Source organism: Vibrio sp. 10N.261.55.F4 (genome assembly GCF_041470465.1).
In the GTDB taxonomy this organism is placed as follows: Bacteria; Pseudomonadota; Gammaproteobacteria; order Enterobacterales; family Vibrionaceae; genus Vibrio; species Vibrio crassostreae_C.
In genome coordinates this window covers 45037-66230 of the sequence record NZ_JBFRMM010000032.1, presented here as the reverse complement: position 1 = coordinate 66230, position 21194 = coordinate 45037, and the positions used below count along the sequence as shown (strand labels likewise).

The following is a 21194-nucleotide window of genomic DNA, read 5'->3' as shown; positions in this document are numbered from 1 at the left end:
AAAATTACCCTTCCTTCTCAATCGTATCTAGGCATTCACGAAGTAGTTGACCGTACTCGTACTTACCTGGACATACAAAGGTACACAATGCTACATCTTCTTCGTCTAGCTCTAGCGCACCTAGTGCTTGAGCACTATCAATGTCGCCTGCACATAGATCACGAAGCAGCAATGTAGGTTCCATATCTAGAGGCATTACGCGCTCGTAGTTACCAATTGGAACCATTGAGCGGTCACTACCGTTTGTTGTCGTTGTCATGTTGAACAACTGACCTTTAAACAGGTGACCAAGGAATGAACGAGTAACAGAGAACTTGTTCTTACCAGGCATAGCCCAGCCGAATAGCTCTTTATCACGACCTTCACGTAGAACAGAAACTTGCTGATGGTAACGACCAAGGAAAGCATGTGGACCTGTTGCTTCAGTACCCGTAAGTACAGAACCAGAAATCACACGAACTTCGCCTGGCATTAACTCGCTGTCTGTCAACTCTTCAAGGCTAGCACCAATTTGAGTACGAACTAGACGTGGGTTGTTCACCACTGGACCAGCCAGAGAAACAACACGCTCAGAGTAAATCTCACCAGTAAGGAAAAGCTTACCGAATGCGATAACATCTTGGTAGTTAATGCTCCACGCTACATTTTGTGCATTTACCGGATATAGGTAATGCATATGCGTGCCTGCAAGACCTGCAGGGTGTGGGCCATCAAAAACATGCTCTTCAACGTTAGACTGAGCTGAACGAGGTAAGCTAGTACCTTTTTTACAAACGTACACTTTACCGTTAGTCAGAGTTGAAAGAAGATCTAAACCAGCAACGAAAGCATCAGACTGCTCGTTAATGATTAATTCTGGCTCAGCTGCTAGCGGATTAGTATCCATAGCAGTAACGAAAATAGCCTGAGTTTCAGAATCAACTGCTGGAACCTTGCTGAACGGACGAGTTCGCAAAGCGGTCCATGCGCCAGACTCAACTAACTGAGCTTTAACCGTTTCACGGTCAAGGCCTACTAGTTGGTTAGCTTCATAGCTATTGAACGTGATTTGCTCATTGCCTGCTACTTCAATCACTACTGATTGAAGAACACGCTTAGCACCACGGTTCACTTCAATAACTTTACCGCTTGCTGGAGAAGTAAATACAACACCTGGGTTCTTTTTATCTGCAAAAAGAACTTGGCCTTTCTTCACTTCATCACCAACGCGAGCATGCATCGTAGGACGCATACCAACGTACTCTTCGCCAAGCAAGGCGACTTTAGTGATGGACTTACCATCATTAATCACCTGGGATGGAGTTCCTGCGATAGGAAGATCCAAACCCTTCTTTATTGTAATCATACGCACTTGCACTACTTTATCGGGAAAAAGATTCTTTTAATTGCGTAAATTCAGGACGTTTTAAAATCGCCCTTAGACACGACATTACAGTGTCCGGTTTTGGTAAATTTGAGATACCAAAATCGCAACATTTTCATAATAAAATCACCACACGAATCATGTGAGATTTATCAGGTGCGATATTCTAGCATTTTTTGACAACTCGATGCCATGACCAATAACTTGAATACAGCCTTTATTTGGTGAGATTTGAAGCATATGGCCTCTCAAATATGTATAAATTTGACGAGCCGCACAGATAAAATGGCTTTTGAATCGTGTTTTAAACAAGAGATTAATACTCTGTCACAAACTAATATTTTACTAGTTATGTTGAAACACTGTTAATAAAAACATTACTCATTGTAGGTATTTGAGCTCGTTCAATTTGACATCAGTTTGGGTGATATAAGAACGAAAAATACATACGTTTGACGACAAAAAAAGCGCCATGGCGCTTTTCTCTGTATATAGGCCTTCTTACTTTCCGCCACCCATACACATTGGACTGTCTGGCACGCTATCTAGCTGCTTCATCCATTCATCTTTTGTATAAGTGTGAATAGACAGTGCGTGGATATTATTGGCTAACTCTTCTGAAAGTGCCTTATTTACCGCTCGATGACGAGCAATAAGACGCAAACCTTCAAACACATCGCTGACAACAATCACTTTGAAATGACTCTCAGAACCAGCCGGAACATTGTGCATATAGCTCTCATTGACCACGTTTAAATGACTTGGTGAAAACTCATTGTGCAATTTTGTTTCGATAACTTCTTGGATCATTGTGATTCCTTAATAACGTATTGGCATTATCCGTGGGCTGAGTATAAACCCTAACAGGTCGAGTGTCTGAGTATTTCATAGCAAATGGCATAGGTTTGGTTGAGTTTTTTCTATCTTGTTCAGCCTGCATTTGAGACAATATCTTTGTTATTTCTTACATAAGTATCTCAAGCAATGAAAACCGAACTTACCCTTCACGACAGAACTTTGACCTTACATCGTTTCCCGAAACGTTCAAATGAAACCCTTCAAGCTTGGGATGCGGGCGACGAATACATTATTAGCCATGTTGAAGAGATGAACCTTGAACCTGGTAAACACATCCTGATCATGAACGACAGCTTCGGTGCCCTATCGACTTGGTTCTCGAAAGATCATGATGTCACTATGATGAGCGACTCATTTATCTCTCACCGTGGCGCCCTGAAAAACTTGCAGCGCAATCAAAGTAACCGAGTGAACTTCTTGAACACGATGGATGATATCCCACACGGTATCGACCTTGTGATCATGCAGCTGCCAAAAACAAATCGTCACCTAATCTGGCAACTGAGCCAGCTACGCCAAGCATTGCCTGTAGGCTGCCAAGTGATTGGCGTCAACAAGGTAAAAGAGATTCACACCTCTACGCTTAACCTGTTCGAAAAATACCTAGGCGAAACCAAAACATCACTAGCGAAGAAAAAACACCGCTTAGTCTTCTCATCTCCAAACTGCCAGCCAATTCAAACGGTAGAGCCTTTTGTTGAATGGGATGTGGACGGTGAAGATATCCGTCTGAAAAATTTACCAAATGTTTACTCAGGGGAAGCACTCGATCAAGGCGCTCGCTATATGCTAGAGCACATCCCACAAGATCCTGAGCTACGTCATATCATCGATCTAGGCTGTGGCAACGGTGTATTGAGTGTAAAAGCAGGGCAATTGAACCCACAAGCTCGTATCACCTGTGTGGATGAAAGCTTTATGGCTGTGGAGTCAGCACGCCAAAACGTCAAGGATAACCTTGGTGAAGACGGCAACTTCCAGTTCATCGCCAACAACTGTTTAGATGGCTTTAAGAAAAACAGCACCTACTTAGTGATGTGTAATCCTCCATTCCATCAGCAACAAGCGATTACTGATCACATTGCATGGCAAATGTTCTGTGATGCAAAGCATGTTCTTAGCAATGGAGGCAAATTAATTGTTATTGGCAACCGACACCTCGGATACGATGTCAAACTAGCGAGACTATTTGGTGAAGCTAACGTTGAAACGCTTGAACTAAACCAAAAATTTGAGATATTACAAGCAACAAGAGAGCCTGCGAATTTTAATAAATAAGCAGAAACGACTTCACAAGAATTTAAGATACCGAGCTTCTGGTGTGAATTTAGAAAGGATAAAGGAATGAAAAAACTGATTTTGGCTGCTTCTATTATGGCTTTGACAGCATGTTCAGCCCCTCAGCAAGAACAGATCAATGTAATGCCAGAAGCTTCACTAAGCTCAAGCAACCTTGTACAAGGCAAAACATACACACTAACCAGTAAAGATGTTCGTGCCGCTCAATATGTTGCATTGGTTGATAGTGGCCGTTCAAACATTCAGCCAATTCACGCTAAGCAAAACATGCGTATTTCTCTAGAAAATGCTGTTGCACAGCAGTTAGAGTCTCAAGGTTTTCGTGCGAGCGTAAACAGTGAAAACTCGATTGTTTTAGAGATTCAAGAAGCACTCGTTACCGTAGAGCACACCATTATGGAAAACAAAATGGACGGTAAAGTAACGCTTGAAGTTACCGCTGAAACACCTGAAGGCAAACTAGTTAAAACATTCAACGGCACTGCAACACGCACTGGTGCATTGAGTGCATCTAACGACGACATCTCTATGGTTCTTAATGACGTGATCAACTTGGTTCTTACTGAGATCGCTAACGACCAAGAGCTACAAACTTACATGAAGGAACGTTTCTAATGGGTCGTATTTTATCTTCTATCGCATTAATGCTAGTGAGCGTGAGCGTTTGGGCTGGTCCTAAAGTAAACGTGGAAACAACATTAGGCGACTTCACTATTGAGCTTAACCAAGAACAAGCACCGGTTAGTGCGGAGAACTTCCTAAAATACGTTGCTGACGGCAGCTACGAAGGCACTATCTTCCACCGTGTTATTCCTGGCTTTATGGCTCAAGGTGGCGGCTTCGATCAAGAGATGAATCAACAAGCAACTTACGCTCCTATCAAGAATGAAGGCAGCAATGGCTTGAAGAACGATACAGCAACAATCGCGATGGCTCGTACTAATGCGCCAGATTCTGCAACTCGTCAGTTCTTCATTAACTTCTCTGATAATGACTTCTTGAACGCAAAAGGTAGCAACCCAGGCTACGCTGTATTCGGCAAAGTAACTGAAGGTTTTGATGTTGTTCAAAAGATGGCAACGATTCCAACCAAGCGAATGGGCCGCATGTCAGACATACCAGTTGACCCAATCGTCATCACTAAAGTGACCCTTCTTAAGTAATCCAATCTAACGCCCTTATTTCTTAAGGGCGTTTTTCTACACAAGGACGCCCTATGTCATCAGGCACTCCCTCTCTTTCTTGGATGCAGACTTTCCGCAGCTACCTAGATAAACGCCTACTTTGGGTGTTTATGCTCGGCTGTTCGAGTGGCTTCCCATGGGTTCTTATTGGATCCAATATGTCTGGTTGGCTAAAAGATGCAGGTTTAACGCGTGCTGCCATCGGCTACTTTGGCAGTGTGTTTGCCGTGTATGCGATTAACTTTCTATGGGCACCATTGGTAGACCGAGTAAAACTGCCGGTGCTTCACGCAATACTCGGCCAGCGACGCAGTTGGATCTTTTTCTGCCAATCCATTGTTTTAATCGGTACCTTATTCATCGCAGGCGTCAATCCCGCAGAGAACTTGGCGTTTACTTCAATGTTGGCGCTCGCTATTGCCATTGCCTCAGCCACGCAAGACATCGCGATTGATGCATTTCGTATTGATACCTTCCCAAAATCCGAAGCATCAAAACTGCCGCAAGCTTCTGCAATGGCCGTAATTGGTTGGTGGACGGGGTATTCTCTACCAGGCTACCTTGCCTTTATTAACGCAGACTCAATCGGTTGGAATGGCGTGTATTACGGAATGGCAGGCGTCGTTGTCGTACTAATGCTGTTTACTCTTTTTGTCGGAGAGCCAAATACACAACGCGAAGCCCTGCAAGAACAGGCTCAGCAACGCCACAATAAGGTTGTCGGTTCGAAAGTCGTGGCTTGGTTCAGTGTTACCGTGTTAGAACCGTTTTATGACTTCTTCAAACGAAACGGAGTTCAAGTTGCCATCACCCTACTGCTGTTCGTATTCCTATTTAAGATAGGTGAAGCCTTCCTAGGTCGCATGTCGATCACCTTCTATAAAGAGATAGGTTTCAGTAATGAACAGATCGGTCATTACTCCAAGTTAATTGGCTGGGGCGCGACGATATTCTTCACTTTGGTAGGCAGTGTCTTCAATGTGAAATTCGGTATTGTACGCGGACTGATGATCGGCGGTGTGGCAATGGCGGCCAGTAATCTAATGTTTGCGTGGATCGCTCACACTGGCCCGAGTGAAACCTTGTTCTTGGCAACGATTATTGTCGATAACTTCACAACCGCCTTTTCAACAGTAGCTTTTGTCTCTTTCTTAACGCTATTAACCGGGCAAGCATTCTCAGCGACACAATATGCATTACTCGCATCCTTGGGCAATTTCGGTCGAACAACGCTGGCTTCCTTCAGTGGTGAGTTGGTTGATTACCTCAATGACTGGTCAACCTTCTTTATACTGACTGCACTCATGGTGATACCGAGTTTGATCATGCTCTATTCGTTACGCCACTTTTTCACGGATTTATTAGAAAAAGCCAAAAACAATCAAGAATAGAGTCAAAAAAAATGATAAGAGGGTAGCATTGAGCTTCCCTCTTTTACGTTCGGTCTTCAGATCTAGTCTGTTGTGTCGCTCACGATAAGATTAAAACCTGTTCCCATCGAATCATCAATCGCCACAACCAAAGGCTGACCCGCTACAGTAATCGTCACAAAGTAAGACCCCGCCGCAACATAAATGCCATTCGCATAATCTTTGAATTTCACATCACTTAGCGCCGGAGTGCTGCCAGCAATACCCACCGTTTTCGGTCAAAGATAGATCAAAGACTGGATTGTAAGACGGGTTGAATTGTCATTTTTTAAGAGAAAACGCTTAGAAATGAATACTGTTGATTTTGATATGCATGTCACTCTAATTAGTAGAATCGTTTGCTTAGCACAGTATTTCACCTATTTATCCACAAAATAATCGAGTTTCACAAAATCAATAGAATTAGAGGTGCATCAAGATGCATTGCCACATTAAAGTTCCATCATTTAGATCATTAGTGTGATCAGCTTCACCTTAATAATTGTAATTTTCACTCCGTCTCACTTTTATTTGAGAACAAAATCGCTATTATGCTCGGCATTCGGACATCATAAACACGCACGGATTAGCGGGTTACTTATTTCAAACATAGAGAGTTCCATTATGCGTAAATCACTTTTAACTCTTGGCCTACTTGCAGCAGCATCTGCTCCAGTAATGGCGGCTGATTATTCTGACGGCGACATCCATAAGAACGATTACAAATGGATGCAATTCAACCTTATGGCTGCAATTGACGAACTTCCAGGTGAGTCTTCACATGATTACCTAGAGATGGAATTCGGTGGCCGCTCGGGAATCTTCGACCTTTATGGCTATGTTGACGTATTCAACCTAACGTCTGATCCAGGCAGCGATAAAGCTGGTGCTGAAAAGATGTTCATGAAGTTCGCTCCTCGTATGTCTCTAGACGGACTTACAGGTAAAGATCTTTCTTTCGGTCCAGTTCAAGAGCTTTACGTATCTACACTTATGGAATGGGGTGGTAACTCTGGCGTTAACACTCAAAAAGTTGGTTTAGGTTCTGACGTAATGGTTCCGTGGTTAGGCAAAATTGGCCTAAACCTTTACGGTACATACGATTCAAACAACAAAGATTGGAACGGTTACCAAGTTTCTGCAAACTGGTTTAAACCTTTCTACTTCTTCGAGAACGGTTCATTCGTCTCTTACCAAGGTTACATCGATTACCAATTTGGTCTGGAAGACAAGTACTCTTCTGCAAGTAACGGTGGTGCAATGTACAATGGTATCTACTGGCACTCAGATCGTTTTGCTGTTGGTTACGGCCTAAAAGGTTACAAAGACATCTACGGTATTAAAGATACTGATGGATTCAAATCAACAGGCTTCGGTCACTACGTTGCAGTAACTTACAAGTTCTAATCGAACTTCTAAGAAAGTTTCCTAAATGGCACCCTCGGGTGCCATTTTTTATTGCTTTCATTTAATGCCTCGCTATCCTTGCAGCATCACTTTCTTATCTCGGTATTGCTGTGAACATCACTATTGTTGGGCCAGGGGCCATCGGCTCTTTATGGGCAATAAAACTGCTTCAAGCTGGTCATAATGTCTCTTTGTGGAGCCGTTCTTCCGACCACTCCATTGAGCTATCACTTGATGGACAACCCTCTCTCCCTATCAGTAACAACAATATCGAACGATTAGCCGCGAGTGATCTGGTTATCTTCACCGTCAAGGCTTGGCAAGTCGAAACCGCAACCACTCCGCTCCTCCAACATCTCGACCCAGACACCATTCTAATGTTCATGCACAATGGAATGGGCGCGGTCGACAACATTGCCACTCAAATTAATGCTCACCCGATAGTATTGGCAACCACGACCCAAGCCGCATTCAAACCCAGCCGTAATCATGTATCTCATACAGGGTTAGGCCACACCCAATTGGGTGCTTTTAACCAAGTCGGTCAGCAATGCACGTTTTTAGTTGATGTCCTCAACCATGCCCTGCCAGAGGTAAGCTGGAACCCTGAAATAAAAACTGCGCTTTGGACTAAGCTCGCGATTAACTGTGCCATAAATCCACTCACTGGGCTCAAGCAGATTAAGAATGGCGAACTTGCTGATCACCAATTTGAGGGGGTGTTGCGTTCGATAGTTCAAGAACTGACAGAAGTGATGCAAGCAGAAGGGATCGCCTGTTCATTCGATGAATTAGCAGCAAGCGTCAAACGCATCATCCTAGCGACGGCAGAGAACTACTCTTCAATGCAGCAAGATATGTTTTATCAGCGTAAGACAGAGGTCGACTTCATTAGCGGCCATCTAATCAAGACAGCACTTAAGCACGGCATAAAGGTTCCTGTTAACCAAAAGCTGTTTGCTCAAGTCAAAGAGCAAGAAAATAGCTGGAATCATCAAGATTAGTCAGCAACGGTCAACAAGTCGCGATAAAATAACAATACCGCTAAGCATAACGCTGGCACCAATTTCCAAGATTTTAGGTAAGAATAGATGCTTGATATCAATCACATCCGAGAGCAGTTTCCTGCGCTATCCCAAACCATCAATCAACAACCGTTGATTTACTTAGACAGCGCGGCGACGACACAGAAGCCTCAGGTGGTTATTGATGCCATTAGCCAATATTACTCGAAGCAGAATGCCAATGTGCACCGTGGTAGCCATAGCTTAACAGCGAACGCGACCAGTCAGTTTGAAGCTGCCAGAGATAAGGTCGCTCAGTTTATCGGTGCAAGCTCTTCAAAAGAGATCATCTGGACTCGCGGTGCAACCGAAGCGCTCAATTTAATTGCTCAAACTTACGCAAGAAGTATTCTTCAGCCTGGCGATGAGATCTTAGTGAGTGAAATGGAGCATCACGCTAACATAGTTCCTTGGCAAATTGTGGCAGAACAAACCGGGGCTAAAGTCGTTAAAGTACCGATGACACCGGATTGCGAATTTGACCTAGTCGCGTTTGATACGCTTTTAAATGAACGAACCAAGATTGTTGCATTAGCTCAGGTAACCAACGTAACGGGTTCTCGTCAGCCAATTGAAGCTGTCATAGAAAAAGCACACAAGATGAATGCGATTGTTGTGGTCGATGGCGCGCAAGGCATCGTCCATGAGCCTATTGATGTTGCAGCTTTAGGTGCGGATTTCTACGTATTCTCTGGACACAAGCTCTATGCCCCTGCGGGCATCGGTGTGCTTTACGGCAAGCTTGAATTGTTAGAAGCGATGCCACCTTGGCATGGTGGTGGCAAAATGGTCGAGCGCGTCTCTTTCTCTGGCACTACTTTTTCAGAACTGCCTGGCAAATTCGAAGCGGGCACGCCAAATGTGGCAGGAGCCATAGCACTAAGCACCGCAATAGAATGGTTAAGTGGTTTTGTACAACAAGATGTCGAAAATCATATCCACCAACTACAACACGAGACTTATCTTGCTCTCAGTAAACTGGATGACATTCAGATTTTAGGGTATCAACCTAACGCAAGTGTGATTACTTTTGTGATGGATGGTGTTCACCATCAAGATATAGCGACTCTACTGGATCAGCAAGGTATCGCAGTACGTGCAGGACATCATTGTGCTCACCCATTAATGGATGCACTTAATGTGAAAGGAACGGTTCGAATTTCATTTGGTATTTACAACAACATGGATGATGTTGAAAAGCTCGTAGCGGCGATAGAAAAAGCCGTTGATATGCTTTAGGGAGTAGCGAAATTACTTAGGGTTGGCGTTTAACGTCAACCCTTTTTGCTTCTGTGTATCAAGGAGATATTAAGCACTTAGCTCTTGGATTTGAGCAACAATCGCTTTTAATCCATTACCGCGAGATGGGCTAAGGTGGGTAATTAGACCGATTTGTTCAAAGTAACCATCAATATCGAACGCTTGAACCTGCTCTGATGTTTTTCCATCATACGCAGCCATCACTAATGCGATAAGGCCGCGAACGATACGAGCATCAGAATCAGCACAAAAGTGCCAAACACCGTCGATATTTTGAGAAACCAACCACACTTGGCTTTCACAGCCAGAGACAATCACCTGCTCACTTTTCAGTTCATCAGGCATCGTTGGCAGTTTCTTACCCCATTGAATCACTTGGCGATAACGGTCTTCCCAGCCGCTGAATGTCTGCATCTTTGCGACAATATCATCACTGGTAATTTCTTGGCCGAATGGAGAACTTGGAAATGACGTCATTTTTATATCCAGTAAATTCTTAGTAAGCTCAAAGTAACGAGTTACTTAGTATGCTTTTGAACGATCTTTTCTACGATACGTGAAACCGCCACAAAACCAAACGTAGCCGTTACCACCGTTGCTGCGCCAAAACCTGTCGCACAATCCATTCGTTTTGGCCCTTCTGCGGTCGCTTTCGCAGCACATACACTGCCGTCAGCTTGAGGATATTTCAGCTGTTCAGTTGAGAACACACAATCGATGCCAAACTTACGTGCTGGGTTCTTAGGGAAATTGTGATGACGACGTAATGTGTCTTTCAATTTCTTCGCTAACGGGTCTTGAATCGTCTTAGTCAGATCAGCCACTTTGATTTGAGTCGGATCGATTTGACCACCCGCACCACCAGTGGTGATCACCTTAATTTTGTTGCTACGACAATATGCCAACAGTGAAGCCTTAGCTTTCATGCTATCAATCGCATCTAATACAAAGTCGAACTCTTTCGATAGGTATTCAGCCTGATTGTCTGGGCCGATGAAGTCGTCAATCAGGTTAACTTTACACTCAGGGTTAATCAGCTTAACGCGCTCTGCCATCACTTCAATTTTGCTTTTACCAACGGTACCCGACATTGCGTGGATCTGACGGTTGATGTTGGTCACACACACATCATCCATATCGATCAAAGTCAGCTCACCTAAACCAGTACGAGCAAGCGCTTCAACCGCCCATGAACCGACACCACCAATACCGATCACACACACGTGTGCTGCTCTAAGTATGTCGACTTCACTATTGCCATATAGGCGACGGGTGCCACCAAATCGTTGGTCATAGTTTTCTGAAGCTGGAGTGGTCAATTCACGCATTGTTGCCGCCAATTTATTTCTGAGAAAAAGAAAAGAGTGCGTTTTATACGCACTCTTGAATAAAAAGTCTAGGGGATTAGCGATTCGCTTTCAATGCCCTATTTTATTGTAGCTTACTCAACCTTTTCAGGAGGCAAAGCCCAAGGCGCTTCAGTTGCGCTGCCATCTAAACCGAGCTTCCACACACGACCAAAATGCTTGTAATGGCCCGCTTCTGTACCCGCTCGAGGGCCCATGCCGTGGTAAAGGTCCAAATGGTTTTGCTTAACCGCGCCGCCCGTATCCAAAACCAATAGCAGTCTTAGTTGATGAGCGCCGCTCCAAGTACCATCAGCATTCAGTAGTGGAACCTCAGCAAGAATCGGTGTTCCCATAGGTAAGATAGAGCGATCGCCCGCTACCGCCGCCATAGGTAATAGAGGAATGCCCGCGCTGCCCATTACCGATAGGTCGTCTCTCGCTTCAAAGAAAACGAAAGAAGGGTTTTGCTCAAGCAGCTCTTTCACTACTTCAGGATCGTTTGCCAATACCCACTCTTTGATTGCTTTTAGCGACATTTTTTCGCGTGGAACTAAGCCTCGTTCAATCAGAACACGGCCAATGCTCACATAAGCTTTATTATTCTTACCCGCGTAGGCGAAATACTGCAGCGTGTCATCATCACCGAAGTGCACAAATCCACTGCCCTGCACTTCCATCATAAATGGGTCGATGCGGTTTGCTGAATAACCTAACTCAAGGCCTTGACCTTCTAATGCGCCGTTGTAAATCTCTTCGCGTGTTGGACACTCTTTGCCACACTCAGGAAGCCCGTAAACAGGGTAACGATATTCTTCATTCGCTTCGTGGCGCAGCTCCATCACAGGAGAAAAGTAGCCCGTGAACAAAACATTGCCTTGTTTATCACCACCACCTAGTTGAGCGGTTTGAACGCCAAAATTCGCTAGCTCGCTTGGATCTCCACTCAGCATCGCCCACTCATTGAGTTGTTGATAAAGCGGCTCATAGATTTTAGCCATCGAAGGGGATTTAGAAACCACCATCTCAGCTTGTTCTGCAAATGCGGTGTAGTCTCTTGGTTTATTGGATTCAACCTGATCGACCTTATTCAAGGTGCGAGGAAATTCGTCATCAAGGTGTTGCTGAGCAAGATCAGTGGGTTGAGCACAGCCAAATAACAAAGAGGCAGCGACAAGGGGAAGCCATTTTTTAATCACAAGAGTCATCCTAAAAATTCTATGCATCGAGGATGACAAAAACAGTCAGATAACACAATCTTAGATTGTAAGAGTTTACAAGAAGATAACCTATCGGACGGAGTTATCGATATGGCCCTTAAGGCGGAAGATGGGATTGTAGTGACTGTCAGAATCGAGCACCATTTCTGTATTGTCAGAATTGGTCATGCGGAAGCGATAGGTTTTATCACCCGCCTTGTATTCAAAGTAGTTTCCATCAAAGTCAAAGCTCGTCGAAACAACAGACCCACGAACTGACACACCATTAGCATTCAGAACAAACTCATCGGTCGCATAATGTGCAACATCTTGCTCTATCCAAGTGCCGTATATCAGATTGTCGGGCGTCGCCGCATTTTGCACTCGGGAAAGCACATCGCCGAACAAAGAAACCACCGCAAACGAACCCACTAAGGCTAGAACCATTAAACAACGTTCAATGATCTTACGCTTCAACTTAGATTGATTGCGCTGATCAGCTTCGCTGTAGAGACCTTTGGTTATCTCATCGATTTTGTTCTTTGTTGCTGGAGCTTGTTGCATTCGGTGACTACTCATAAGGATGCTATGCGCATTCTACACTGAGACAGTTTATATATTGAAGCCTAGATAAGAATAGTTTGCGCTTTATTCCAAAAAGGTGTTGTTTACATTTGAATTTAAATGCTAAATTATCGAATAAATAAACAAAATGGACTTGTTCTGTGAAATTAAGAAGTACAGCGCTAGTAAAAGGTTTCAGACAATCAACCCCTTACGTAAATGCTCACCGTGGCAAAACCATGGTCATTATGCTGGGAGGCGAAGCCGTTGCCGACAGGAACTTTGGTAACATTATTAGTGATATAGCCTTGCTCCACAGCCTTGGAGTAAAGATTGTTCTCGTTCACGGGGCAAGACCGCAGATCAACCAATTGCTCGCCAAGCAAGATTGCCATACGCCTTATCACAAGAATATTAGGGTCACTGATGAATATTCTTTGGGCGTCGCTATGCAGGCTGCTGGACAGCTTCAACTTGCCATCACCGCACGCCTCTCAATGAGCTTAAACAACACGCCGATGGCAGGCACTCAACTCAATGTTATGAGTGGTAACTTCATTACGGCTCAACCGCTTGGCGTGGATGACGGTACGGATTATTGCCACAGCGGGCGTATTCGTCGAATCGATATCGAAGGGATCAATCGCACGCTTGACCAAGGTTCAATTGTACTGCTTGGCCCTATTGCCAGCTCCGTGACAGGCGAAAGCTTTAACCTACTTTCTGAAGAGGTCGCTACCCAAGTTGCTATTCGTCTAAAGGCCGACAAGCTGATTGGCTTCTGCTCCGAACAAGGGGTAACAGATGAACGCGGTAACGTGCTCGCCGAACTCTTCCCTAAAGATGCCAAGCAAATTCTAGAACGATTAACGGAATCTCAAAATCCTGCCGAAGACATGAGCACAGGAACACTGCGCTTCTTGAAAGGAGCGATCTCCGCTTGTCGAGCTGGTGTGCCTCGTTGTCATCTAATCAGCTACAAGGTAGATGGCGCATTAATCCAAGAGTTGTTCTCTTTCGATGGTATTGGAACCCAAGTAGTGATGGCGAGCGCCGAGCAAGTAAGACAAGCTCAGATCGACGATATTGGCGGCATCTTTGACCTTATTCGCCCTCTTGAAGAACAAGGCATCTTAGTGCGCCGCTCTCGAGAACAGCTAGAGCAAGAAATCCACCGATTTACCATTATTGAAAAAGACGGGCTGATTATCGGTTGCGCAGCGCTTTACGCATACCCGGAAGATCATATGGCGGAGATGGCGTGCGTGGCTATTCATCCTGATTATCGTGATGGCAACCGCGGGCAAATATTACTGGACTACATGCGTCATCAATCGAAGTCTCGTGATATCGACCAAATTTTCGTTTTAACCACACATAGCCTGCATTGGTTCCGTGAACAAGGGTTTTACGAGATCGGAGTTGATGAGCTACCGATGGAAAAACAGGGGCTGTACAACTATCAACGTAACTCAAAAATCTTAGCGTTAAATGTGTAAATAAAGTTTTGGACTAAAATCTCACTTCAAAGGAAAAATAATTGCAAATGTAATCGTTTTCTATATGAGATTTATTAGGTATGCACTTTAACTCACAAACAAAATTGTTTAGAATTTGGTCGCTTTAACAAAATAACAAATGTTTTTATTGGAATTGCCATCTCGATAGTCATGTCGAACTCATTGAGGTGGTCACTGCACGGATTGCTATACCCGTTGACGGCCAGCACGCTAACATTAGCTCTGCTCGTTAATATAAACAGCAAAAAGAGCAATATTGATATGAGAACCATTGTTTGTAACTCGCTGCAAAGTTTTTGGGATATGGCTGATAACCAATTCTTAGAAGGGCTAGACGTACACTGCGTGTTCCCTGTTAGCGAGAATCTAAAAGAGTTTATTTTGAATTGCCAAGCAAAGTACAAGATAAACCACATATCGTTTACTCGAGCGTTTTTAGGCTCTCATTCCTAATAACGCTCAAAGCAACCAAGGATGGTTGCTTTGTGTTTATCTAGCCCTAAGTTCAAAACCTTCTCTAGCCGTCCATAACGACTAATTCGTTAAGCGACTGCCTAAACCACTCACTCGCTCTGTTTTCACCTTAATCCCACGCTTCAACACATTTGTATCGCTGAACATCATCAGTCGTTTCTTCGCACGTGTAATACCTGTATAGATAAGCTCCCGCGTTAAAATAGGGCTGAAATCTGGCGGCAAGATCATTAAGGTCAGATCAAATTCACTACCCTGAGATTTGTGTATTGTCATTGCATAAGCCGTTTCATGATCGGGCACTCGGCTTGGTAGCACAGCTTTTACGCTGCCATCGGGCAACTCAAAATAGACCTTCAAACGAGGGGTTAAGTCAGGTTGACTAGAACCCGCCTCAAGCATACAGATACCAATATCACCATTGTACAAACCCAAGCCATGATCATTTCGCGTCACCATAACAGGACGTCCGTGATACCACAGCTCATCATTATGAGGGCTCACCAAACGCCTTGCGGCCAGTGCTCTTTCAATTCTGTGGTTGAGGCCTTTAACACCAAAATCCCCTTCACGAATGGAACACAACAGTCGGCATTGGCTGAACAAATCGAGTACCGATTTCGCTCTCGCTTCTTGAGTTTCTAACTCTTCCAACGGCACATTCATTCTATTGAGGTACGCACCATACTCGTTAACCAAAGTACGCAGCATCAGGTTATAGCTGTCACTCGACAGAGGGTGGTTTTCGATATCGCCAAAACCTTTGGCAAACACTTGGTCTACTTGATTCGCAGAACCATTATTGATTGCTTTTGCCAGCTGACCGATACCGGAGCGCGCATCGAAACGATAACTCTTCTGCAGCATACACAAGCTATCCGCAATCGCAGGCGGATTCACCGCTCCAGCTTTGTCTTGTCTTGGTTTAGCTATCGCATCAAAACCTGTCATCTCTGCAATCAAATTGCCTTGCGCTGTGCTGTACCCTGCAGAGTTGAATGAACAGATATCACCGAGCACAGCACCTGCCTCTACTGAAGCGAGTTGGTCTTTATCACCCAATAAGATGAGCCTTGCGTGCTCAGGAAGTGCATCCACCAGCTTATACATCATCGACAGATCAACCATTGAAGCTTCATCCACTACCAAGATATCAAGGTGGAGTGGATTGCGTCGGTTATGTCTAAACTCAGCACGGTTAGGAATCGCGCCGAGTAATCTGTGTAAGGTGCTCGATTCGGTCGGTATGTTGGCTTTCACTTCAGGCGCTAATGGCAGCTGTTCAATTGCTTTACCGATCGACTCGGTTAAACGCGCCGCCGCTTTACCCGTTGGTGCCACTAGCTTAATCGTTGGTGTTTTACCTTGGCTGAGAGATTGCTCGACCATCGCCGACAGTAATTTGGTTACCGTGGTTGTTTTACCAGTACCCGGCCCACCAGAAATCACCGCAAAACGACGACTCAGCGCCACCGCTGCCGCGACTTTTTGCCAGTTCAAACATGCCGATAACGGCACCAAGTCGTCCAACACATCTAAGTCCGTCACCTGCTTAGCTTGTACAATCGCTTGGTCGATTGATCCCCAATCTAAAGCCTGCTCATTCACAATATCAAGATGGTCACACACCAATTGTTGGCGTAATACCTGAGACGTCTGCTGATTTGCTTCAGCCCTGGCTAAGGCGTTAAACAGAAAATGATAGCTACGTGCAAAAAGCAGATTGAGCGTTTCAGTCAGCGCTTTTTTCTGCTCAGTATTGAACTCTACCGGCTTACTTAAACGGTTTAAGGTCTCAGCCAACACAACTTCGTAGTTCCAATAACGCTGTAAATAGACACGCTGCCCATCGAACATTAGAGGCTTAACACAATCGTTGGTCGTTCCCACTAAGTTTGATGATTGAAGCACAGCCACCCAATCAATACCCAACAGTTTTTGGTTCAATTGCAGTGCAGTTTCACCGTATAACCCAAGTAACTGAGCAAGATCTGCCGCTAGTTCAGGGCCTGTCGTATGCTGCTGTATAAGCTGAGTACAAATGTGTCCTTTGCCTAATTCATGGCTCACTACCCCCGCGAGAAAGCCGATCTCTTGAGGGTAGCTCGTGGCTTGCTGAGCAAGAAAACGGGCAAATTGATAATCCAACTGACGAATAGAACCCTTATCCGCAAGAAACTGGAGTACATCCATCAGTTGCTCAGGAATAAGTGAAACTGGCTTTGCTGTGTTCGCAGTATCTATGCCGGTATTAGTGGTCGTTGTTGTCATTATAAAAGCCCCATCTGTCCAGTTTCATTGTCATTCAATTGTGCTGAACGTCTGTCTATCACTTTACCGTCAATCAATTGATCCATTTCATCGAGCAAAGCCAGTGTTGGTTTCGCCGAGAAAATACCTTGTTGAGATTGACCGTCCATTCCTCTTAAGAACAAGTAATAAACCCCACCAAAATGTTGTTCATAACTGTAATCCGCAACGCGGCTGCGTAAAAAGCGATGCAATGCCAACGCATAGATCTGATATTGCAGATCATAACGGTGGTCAGCCATCGCCGATTTCAATGCTTCGCCATGGTAGACAGCAACATCATCTCCTAAATGATTCGATTTCCAGTCAAGAACATAGTATTTACCTTGATGCTCGAACACCAAATCGATGAAGCCTTTCAACATACCTTGCACGGTTTGGAAACCTAGGTCGCCCGCTTTTGCCGATAACGGATCATGATATTGAATGGTTTGATTCAATTCAGATGCAGCCAACACTTCGATTGGTAGTAAGAACTCCATCTCAACTAATCGTTGTGTTGAGTCTTTCTCACTTAGTTTTAAGCTCTTACCATCCAACGCGGTGTTCAGTACCGTATCGACCAGTTGCTGAAGCACAGGTAGCCACTCGAGTTCGTATTGCTCTGATTCTAATAAGTGAGTGATTACTTGCGTGTTATGTTCACTGGTTGCTGGCTCGGTAAATTCAACCTCCTCAAACAAGGTGTGTAAGAAAGTACCTGGGCGAGCACCACGAGGGAACGTAAAGATAGAGCGTTCAGGCTCAATCAACTCAGACTCATCCTGCTCATCAGCCGAATCAATATCAAAGCCAGACACCTCAATGGTCGCGTCATGACTCGCGCCGTGACTGCCTTGCTTTACAAGCCCCGAGTAACTGGTGATACGCCAAGCTCGGTCGATTGAAGCCTTGAGTTCATTAGCATGTAAGTCGTCACTCACTTGCTCTGTTTGTACAAACACCTGTTCATGAGCGGTTGGTGTTTCGGCTAACAGCACACTTGAATTTTTGCCTTCAATTGCCGTTAGAGCTTGATGCAATTCGGCAATACCCTGCTCTTGTCCGTTTTGAACCAAGTAGCCCATCGCACTCAAATGCACGCCTGTCGGTTCTTTGGTTGAACGCCCTTTACGCAGTGGCGCTATACCAATAAAACAGCCATAAACCGCACGAGTCAGCGCTACATAAACCAGGCGCAAATCTTCCGCTAGTCGTTCTTTATCGGCTTGCGCTAAGGCACTGTCGCTGCCAGTAATATCGAGTACTGTGGTGTCTGAATCATGGTCGTAGAACTTACCTTCACTCGCTTCACGATAGCTTGCAACGAACGGCAAAAATACTAAGTCATATTCCAAGCCTTTCGATTTATGAATGGTAACGATTTGAACCAAGTTTCTTTCTGATTCAAGGCGTTGAATGTCGTCGTCACTGCCACCTAAACCATTTTGTGCATCTGAGATTGCTTCAGCCAGCCAACGCAACAAGCCATAGTCACTGTCGAGTTCTTGTCTTGCTTGTTGCAACAATTCGCCAATGTGCATTAAATCAGTGAGTGAGCGCTCACCATTTTCTTCTTCCAGTAAGCGTTCCGCGAGATGTCGTTTACTGATCACGCTGCGAAGCATTGGCAACACGCCGCGCTGAAGCCACAACTTACGATATTCTCTAAACTCGTTAACGACGTTTTCCCACACCACTTCATCGTTGTTGAGTTCATCCAATGATGCGGCATCCAGAGCAAACAACTCCGACGCTAAACTGGCGCGTAATGCTCGGTCATTTTCAGGTGTCAGCACAGCTTGTAGCAAGCGTTGAATATCTTGTGCGACTAAGCTGGTAAACACACTGTCTCGGTTCGACAAATACACACTCGCAATGCCTTGTTCCGACAACGCGTTCTTAATCAGACGACCTTCACTACCGGTTCGAACCAAAACAGCAATATCACCCGCATTCACGGCATGTTGTTTTTTGCCGTTATCAAAATAGGCTTGTTGATTTTGAGAAGCGGTCAGAATAGTTTGAATTTGACTCGCCGTCGCCTCGGCCATGGCTTTGTGATATTCGCCTTTAGGTAGTGGCTTATCTTCTGCTTCTTGTAACCAAAAGGTCAGTGCGTGTTGAGTTTCTCCGTTCATCACCCATTGGCGGTTGTCAGCCGATGGACTGGCAGCGACGGGCAGAAATGGAATGTCTTGGTCGTAGATAAACGGGCTATCCGAATTCATAAACACTTGGTTTACCGCGCTGACCATATCAGCACTCGAACGCCAGTTAGTGCCTAACGTATAGTGAGCACTAACTTGGTTTCTTGCCTTAATGTAGGTAAAGATATCTGCACCGCGGAAACCATAGATAGCCTGCTTCGGGTCACCGATCATAAACAAGCCGCACTGCGGATTATCGAGGTAGATTCGGCTAAAAATACTGTATTGCAGCGGATCGGTATCTTGGAATTCATCGATCATCGCCACCGGGTATAAGGTACGGATTCTCTCCACCAGCAGTGACTGCTCATCGACATCGATCGACGCAGATAACTGGGTCAGTAGGTCATCAAACGATAACCACTGCTTCTGCTGTTTAGCCTTAGCTAACATGATTCGACAATGAGTAATCGCATGCGCCAGCAATGGAGCTTTTAGATCTACAGGAGAATTTAAGAAATTCTCAATAGCCTCAAACACCGCGTGCTGAGGCGCGGTGCCTTTTGGTGTTTTTTCAATTAACGTTGCTTGTGAGAAATTCTCTAGTTTATCTGGAAACTGGTAATCATGAGTGTCGCTCTGCGCCCATGCTGTCACAGCTTCTAACCATGTCGGCAGAGATTTCTTAGTGTAGCTACGCTTGTTCACATCCGAAGCAGAGATCAAAGCCAAAAAGTCCGCTTCGGATTCACACCATAGCGCTTTAAGTTGCTTCACTTTATCTAGGTTTTGGTTGTGCAGAGTTTGCAGGTCGCCCGACATCGCATCTACCGTCAATTTCAGCGGAGATCCTGTCAGATAACGATTTACGTCTGCTAATAACGCAGCCGGTGAACCCCAGATATTACGAACCTCACCAGCCAGTTGAATGGGCAGCGGGTAAAACTGTTTACGCCAATAGTCAGCAACTACTTGTGCTTTTAGGTGACTTTCATCGGTCACAAATTCGTTATCAAAGCGGCTTCCAGACTCAAAAGCATTTTGAGTCAACATTCGCTGACAGAAACCGTGAATGGTGTATACCGCAGCCTCATCCATTTGTCTTTCAGCGTTAAGCAGAGTTTTAGCCGCGCCAGCATGATCATCGATGGCTTGTAACAAAGGTGCAATCACTGGGTCGTCACTTTGCCCACGTGCAAACGCAATGCGTGCATCATGAATACGAGCACGAATACGATCTCGCAGCTCAGCCGTAGCTGCTTCAGTAAAAGTCACCACCAGAATTTGATCTACGGTAAGTGGCTCATGATGTCGGGTAGCTTCTGTAAGCTCTCCTGTTGGTGCTGCCGTGCCGTGTCCGAGCAGTAAGCGTAAGTACAAGCCAGCGATAGTAAATGTTTTACCAGTACCCGCCGATGCTTCAATTAAACGCGCGCCATGAAGTGGAAACGTCATGGTATTGAGTGTCTGTGGAGCAATTACCTGAACACTGCTTGTGGTCGTCATGCCTTACTGCCTTCTGATAAATATGTTGTTACAAATGTGACCTAGCGTGGAAAACGTCATTCAATTTACGTCCTACGCTAATTTGTTAATAGTTAGTGCGATCTCTCTCACGGATCAATTCGGATCGCCTCGCTACTATGCGCCCACGAGTTCAGGAGCGCGTACGAGTTTTGTACTTTACGGCGTTACTTTGAACCACAGAATAATGGTCCCTCTGACCTGTGGCCGTACAGCGAACGCCCTACACTAATAATGATTTACTGGCGGCCACTTTATTTCCTGTACCTTGCTTCTATTCACCT

17 protein-coding genes and 1 pseudogene are annotated in these 21194 nt (G+C 44.9%); 9 read left to right on the top strand and 9 right to left on the bottom strand.

Annotation, left to right across the window (positions count from 1 at the left end; all coding sequences use genetic code 11):
• Nucleotides 1-4: 4 nt before the first annotated feature.
• Together AB4249_RS15420 and bolA are read right to left on the bottom strand one after the other, a co-directional pair.
• Entirely contained in the window at nucleotides 5-1345 is a 1341-nt protein-coding gene (locus AB4249_RS15420) for a Na(+)-translocating NADH-quinone reductase subunit A (protein WP_019823845.1), read from the bottom strand.
• A 519-nt stretch (nucleotides 1346-1864) separates the two neighbouring features.
• A complete protein-coding gene (bolA, locus tag AB4249_RS15415) occupies nucleotides 1865-2173 on the bottom strand; it encodes a transcriptional regulator BolA (protein WP_017059909.1) in 309 nt (102 codons plus the stop codon).
• Nucleotides 2174-2347: 174 nt separating this feature from the next.
• Between bolA and AB4249_RS15410 the strand changes: the two genes are divergently transcribed.
• From AB4249_RS15410 to AB4249_RS15395, 4 genes are all read left to right on the top strand, one after another.
• Entirely contained in the window at nucleotides 2348-3499 is a 1152-nt protein-coding gene (locus tag AB4249_RS15410; protein ID WP_017059908.1) for a methyltransferase, read from the top strand.
• 66 nt (nucleotides 3500-3565) lie between these two features.
• On the top strand, nucleotides 3566-4135 hold the full coding sequence (locus AB4249_RS15405; protein WP_017059907.1) for a YajG family lipoprotein: 570 nt from the start codon (nucleotides 3566-3568) through the stop codon (nucleotides 4133-4135).
• Nucleotides 4135-4683, top strand: coding sequence for a peptidylprolyl isomerase (locus AB4249_RS15400; protein ID WP_017059906.1), 549 nt, complete (start codon nucleotides 4135-4137; stop codon nucleotides 4681-4683). The genes AB4249_RS15405 and AB4249_RS15400 overlap by 1 nt, the downstream gene beginning before the upstream one ends.
• A 53-nt stretch (nucleotides 4684-4736) precedes the next feature.
• Entirely contained in the window at nucleotides 4737-6095 is a 1359-nt protein-coding gene (locus AB4249_RS15395; protein WP_102428258.1) for an AmpG family muropeptide MFS transporter, read from the top strand.
• 62 nt (nucleotides 6096-6157) lie between these two features.
• On the opposite strand, the pseudogene AB4249_RS15390 reads toward AB4249_RS15395, so the two are convergent.
• Nucleotides 6158-6377 (bottom strand): annotated as a pseudogene (locus AB4249_RS15390) (2-dehydropantoate 2-reductase); the annotation flags it as partial.
• Between the two features lie 360 nt (nucleotides 6378-6737).
• Between AB4249_RS15390 and AB4249_RS15385 the strand changes: the two are divergent.
• The 3 genes from AB4249_RS15385 to csdA all read left to right on the top strand — a co-directional run bounded on the left by AB4249_RS15385 (nucleotide 6738) and on the right by csdA (nucleotide 9823).
• Entirely contained in the window at nucleotides 6738-7520 is a 783-nt protein-coding gene (locus AB4249_RS15385) for an outer membrane protein OmpK (RefSeq protein ID WP_017059903.1), read from the top strand.
• A gap of 110 nt (nucleotides 7521-7630) precedes the next feature.
• The gene (gene panE / locus AB4249_RS15380; RefSeq protein WP_372103816.1) at nucleotides 7631-8524 is read left to right on the top strand and encodes a 2-dehydropantoate 2-reductase; all 894 of its coding nucleotides are present in this window, start codon (nucleotides 7631-7633) and stop codon (nucleotides 8522-8524) included.
• Between the two features lie 87 nt (nucleotides 8525-8611).
• The gene (gene csdA / locus AB4249_RS15375) at nucleotides 8612-9823 is read left to right on the top strand and encodes a cysteine desulfurase CsdA (protein WP_171732567.1); all 1212 of its coding nucleotides are present in this window, start codon (nucleotides 8612-8614) and stop codon (nucleotides 9821-9823) included.
• 69 nt (nucleotides 9824-9892) lie between these two features.
• On the opposite strand, the gene csdE is transcribed toward csdA, so the two are convergent.
• The 4 genes from csdE to AB4249_RS15355 form a co-directional block, all read right to left on the bottom strand.
• Entirely contained in the window at nucleotides 9893-10321 is a 429-nt protein-coding gene (gene csdE / locus AB4249_RS15370) for a cysteine desulfurase sulfur acceptor subunit CsdE (protein ID WP_372103813.1), read from the bottom strand.
• Between the two features lie 41 nt (nucleotides 10322-10362).
• On the bottom strand, nucleotides 10363-11172 hold the full coding sequence (tcdA, locus tag AB4249_RS15365) for a tRNA cyclic N6-threonylcarbamoyladenosine(37) synthase TcdA (protein ID WP_102571878.1): 810 nt from the start codon (nucleotides 11170-11172) through the stop codon (nucleotides 10363-10365).
• 113 nt (nucleotides 11173-11285) lie between these two features.
• Nucleotides 11286-12398 carry a murein transglycosylase A gene (gene mltA / locus AB4249_RS15360; protein WP_017059898.1) on the bottom strand — a complete coding sequence of 371 codons (1113 nt, stop codon included), beginning with the start codon at nucleotides 12396-12398 and terminating at the stop codon, nucleotides 11286-11288.
• Between the two features lie 81 nt (nucleotides 12399-12479).
• The gene (locus tag AB4249_RS15355) at nucleotides 12480-12953 is read right to left on the bottom strand and encodes a DUF2850 domain-containing protein (protein WP_017064193.1); all 474 of its coding nucleotides are present in this window, start codon (nucleotides 12951-12953) and stop codon (nucleotides 12480-12482) included.
• A 161-nt stretch (nucleotides 12954-13114) separates the two neighbouring features.
• Here AB4249_RS15355 and argA point away from each other — a divergent pair, with 161 nt between their 5' ends.
• Together argA and AB4249_RS15345 are read left to right on the top strand one after the other, a co-directional pair.
• On the top strand, nucleotides 13115-14452 hold the full coding sequence (gene argA / locus AB4249_RS15350) for an amino-acid N-acetyltransferase (protein ID WP_017064194.1): 1338 nt from the start codon (nucleotides 13115-13117) through the stop codon (nucleotides 14450-14452).
• 282 nt (nucleotides 14453-14734) lie between these two features.
• Entirely contained in the window at nucleotides 14735-14926 is a 192-nt protein-coding gene (locus AB4249_RS15345; RefSeq protein ID WP_372103810.1) for a hypothetical protein, read from the top strand.
• An 81-nt stretch (nucleotides 14927-15007) separates the two neighbouring features.
• On the opposite strand, the gene recD is transcribed toward AB4249_RS15345, so the two are convergent.
• Both recD and recB read right to left on the bottom strand, forming a co-directional pair.
• The gene (gene recD, locus AB4249_RS15340) at nucleotides 15008-17218 is read right to left on the bottom strand and encodes an exodeoxyribonuclease V subunit alpha (RefSeq protein WP_017064195.1); all 2211 of its coding nucleotides are present in this window, start codon (nucleotides 17216-17218) and stop codon (nucleotides 15008-15010) included.
• Nucleotides 17218-20892 (bottom strand): exodeoxyribonuclease V subunit beta, encoded by a 3675-nt coding sequence (gene recB / locus AB4249_RS15335; RefSeq protein WP_372103807.1) that lies wholly within the window; start codon nucleotides 20890-20892, stop codon nucleotides 17218-17220. Before recB ends, recD begins: the two co-directional genes overlap by 1 nt.
• Nucleotides 20893-21194 lie beyond the last annotated feature (302 nt).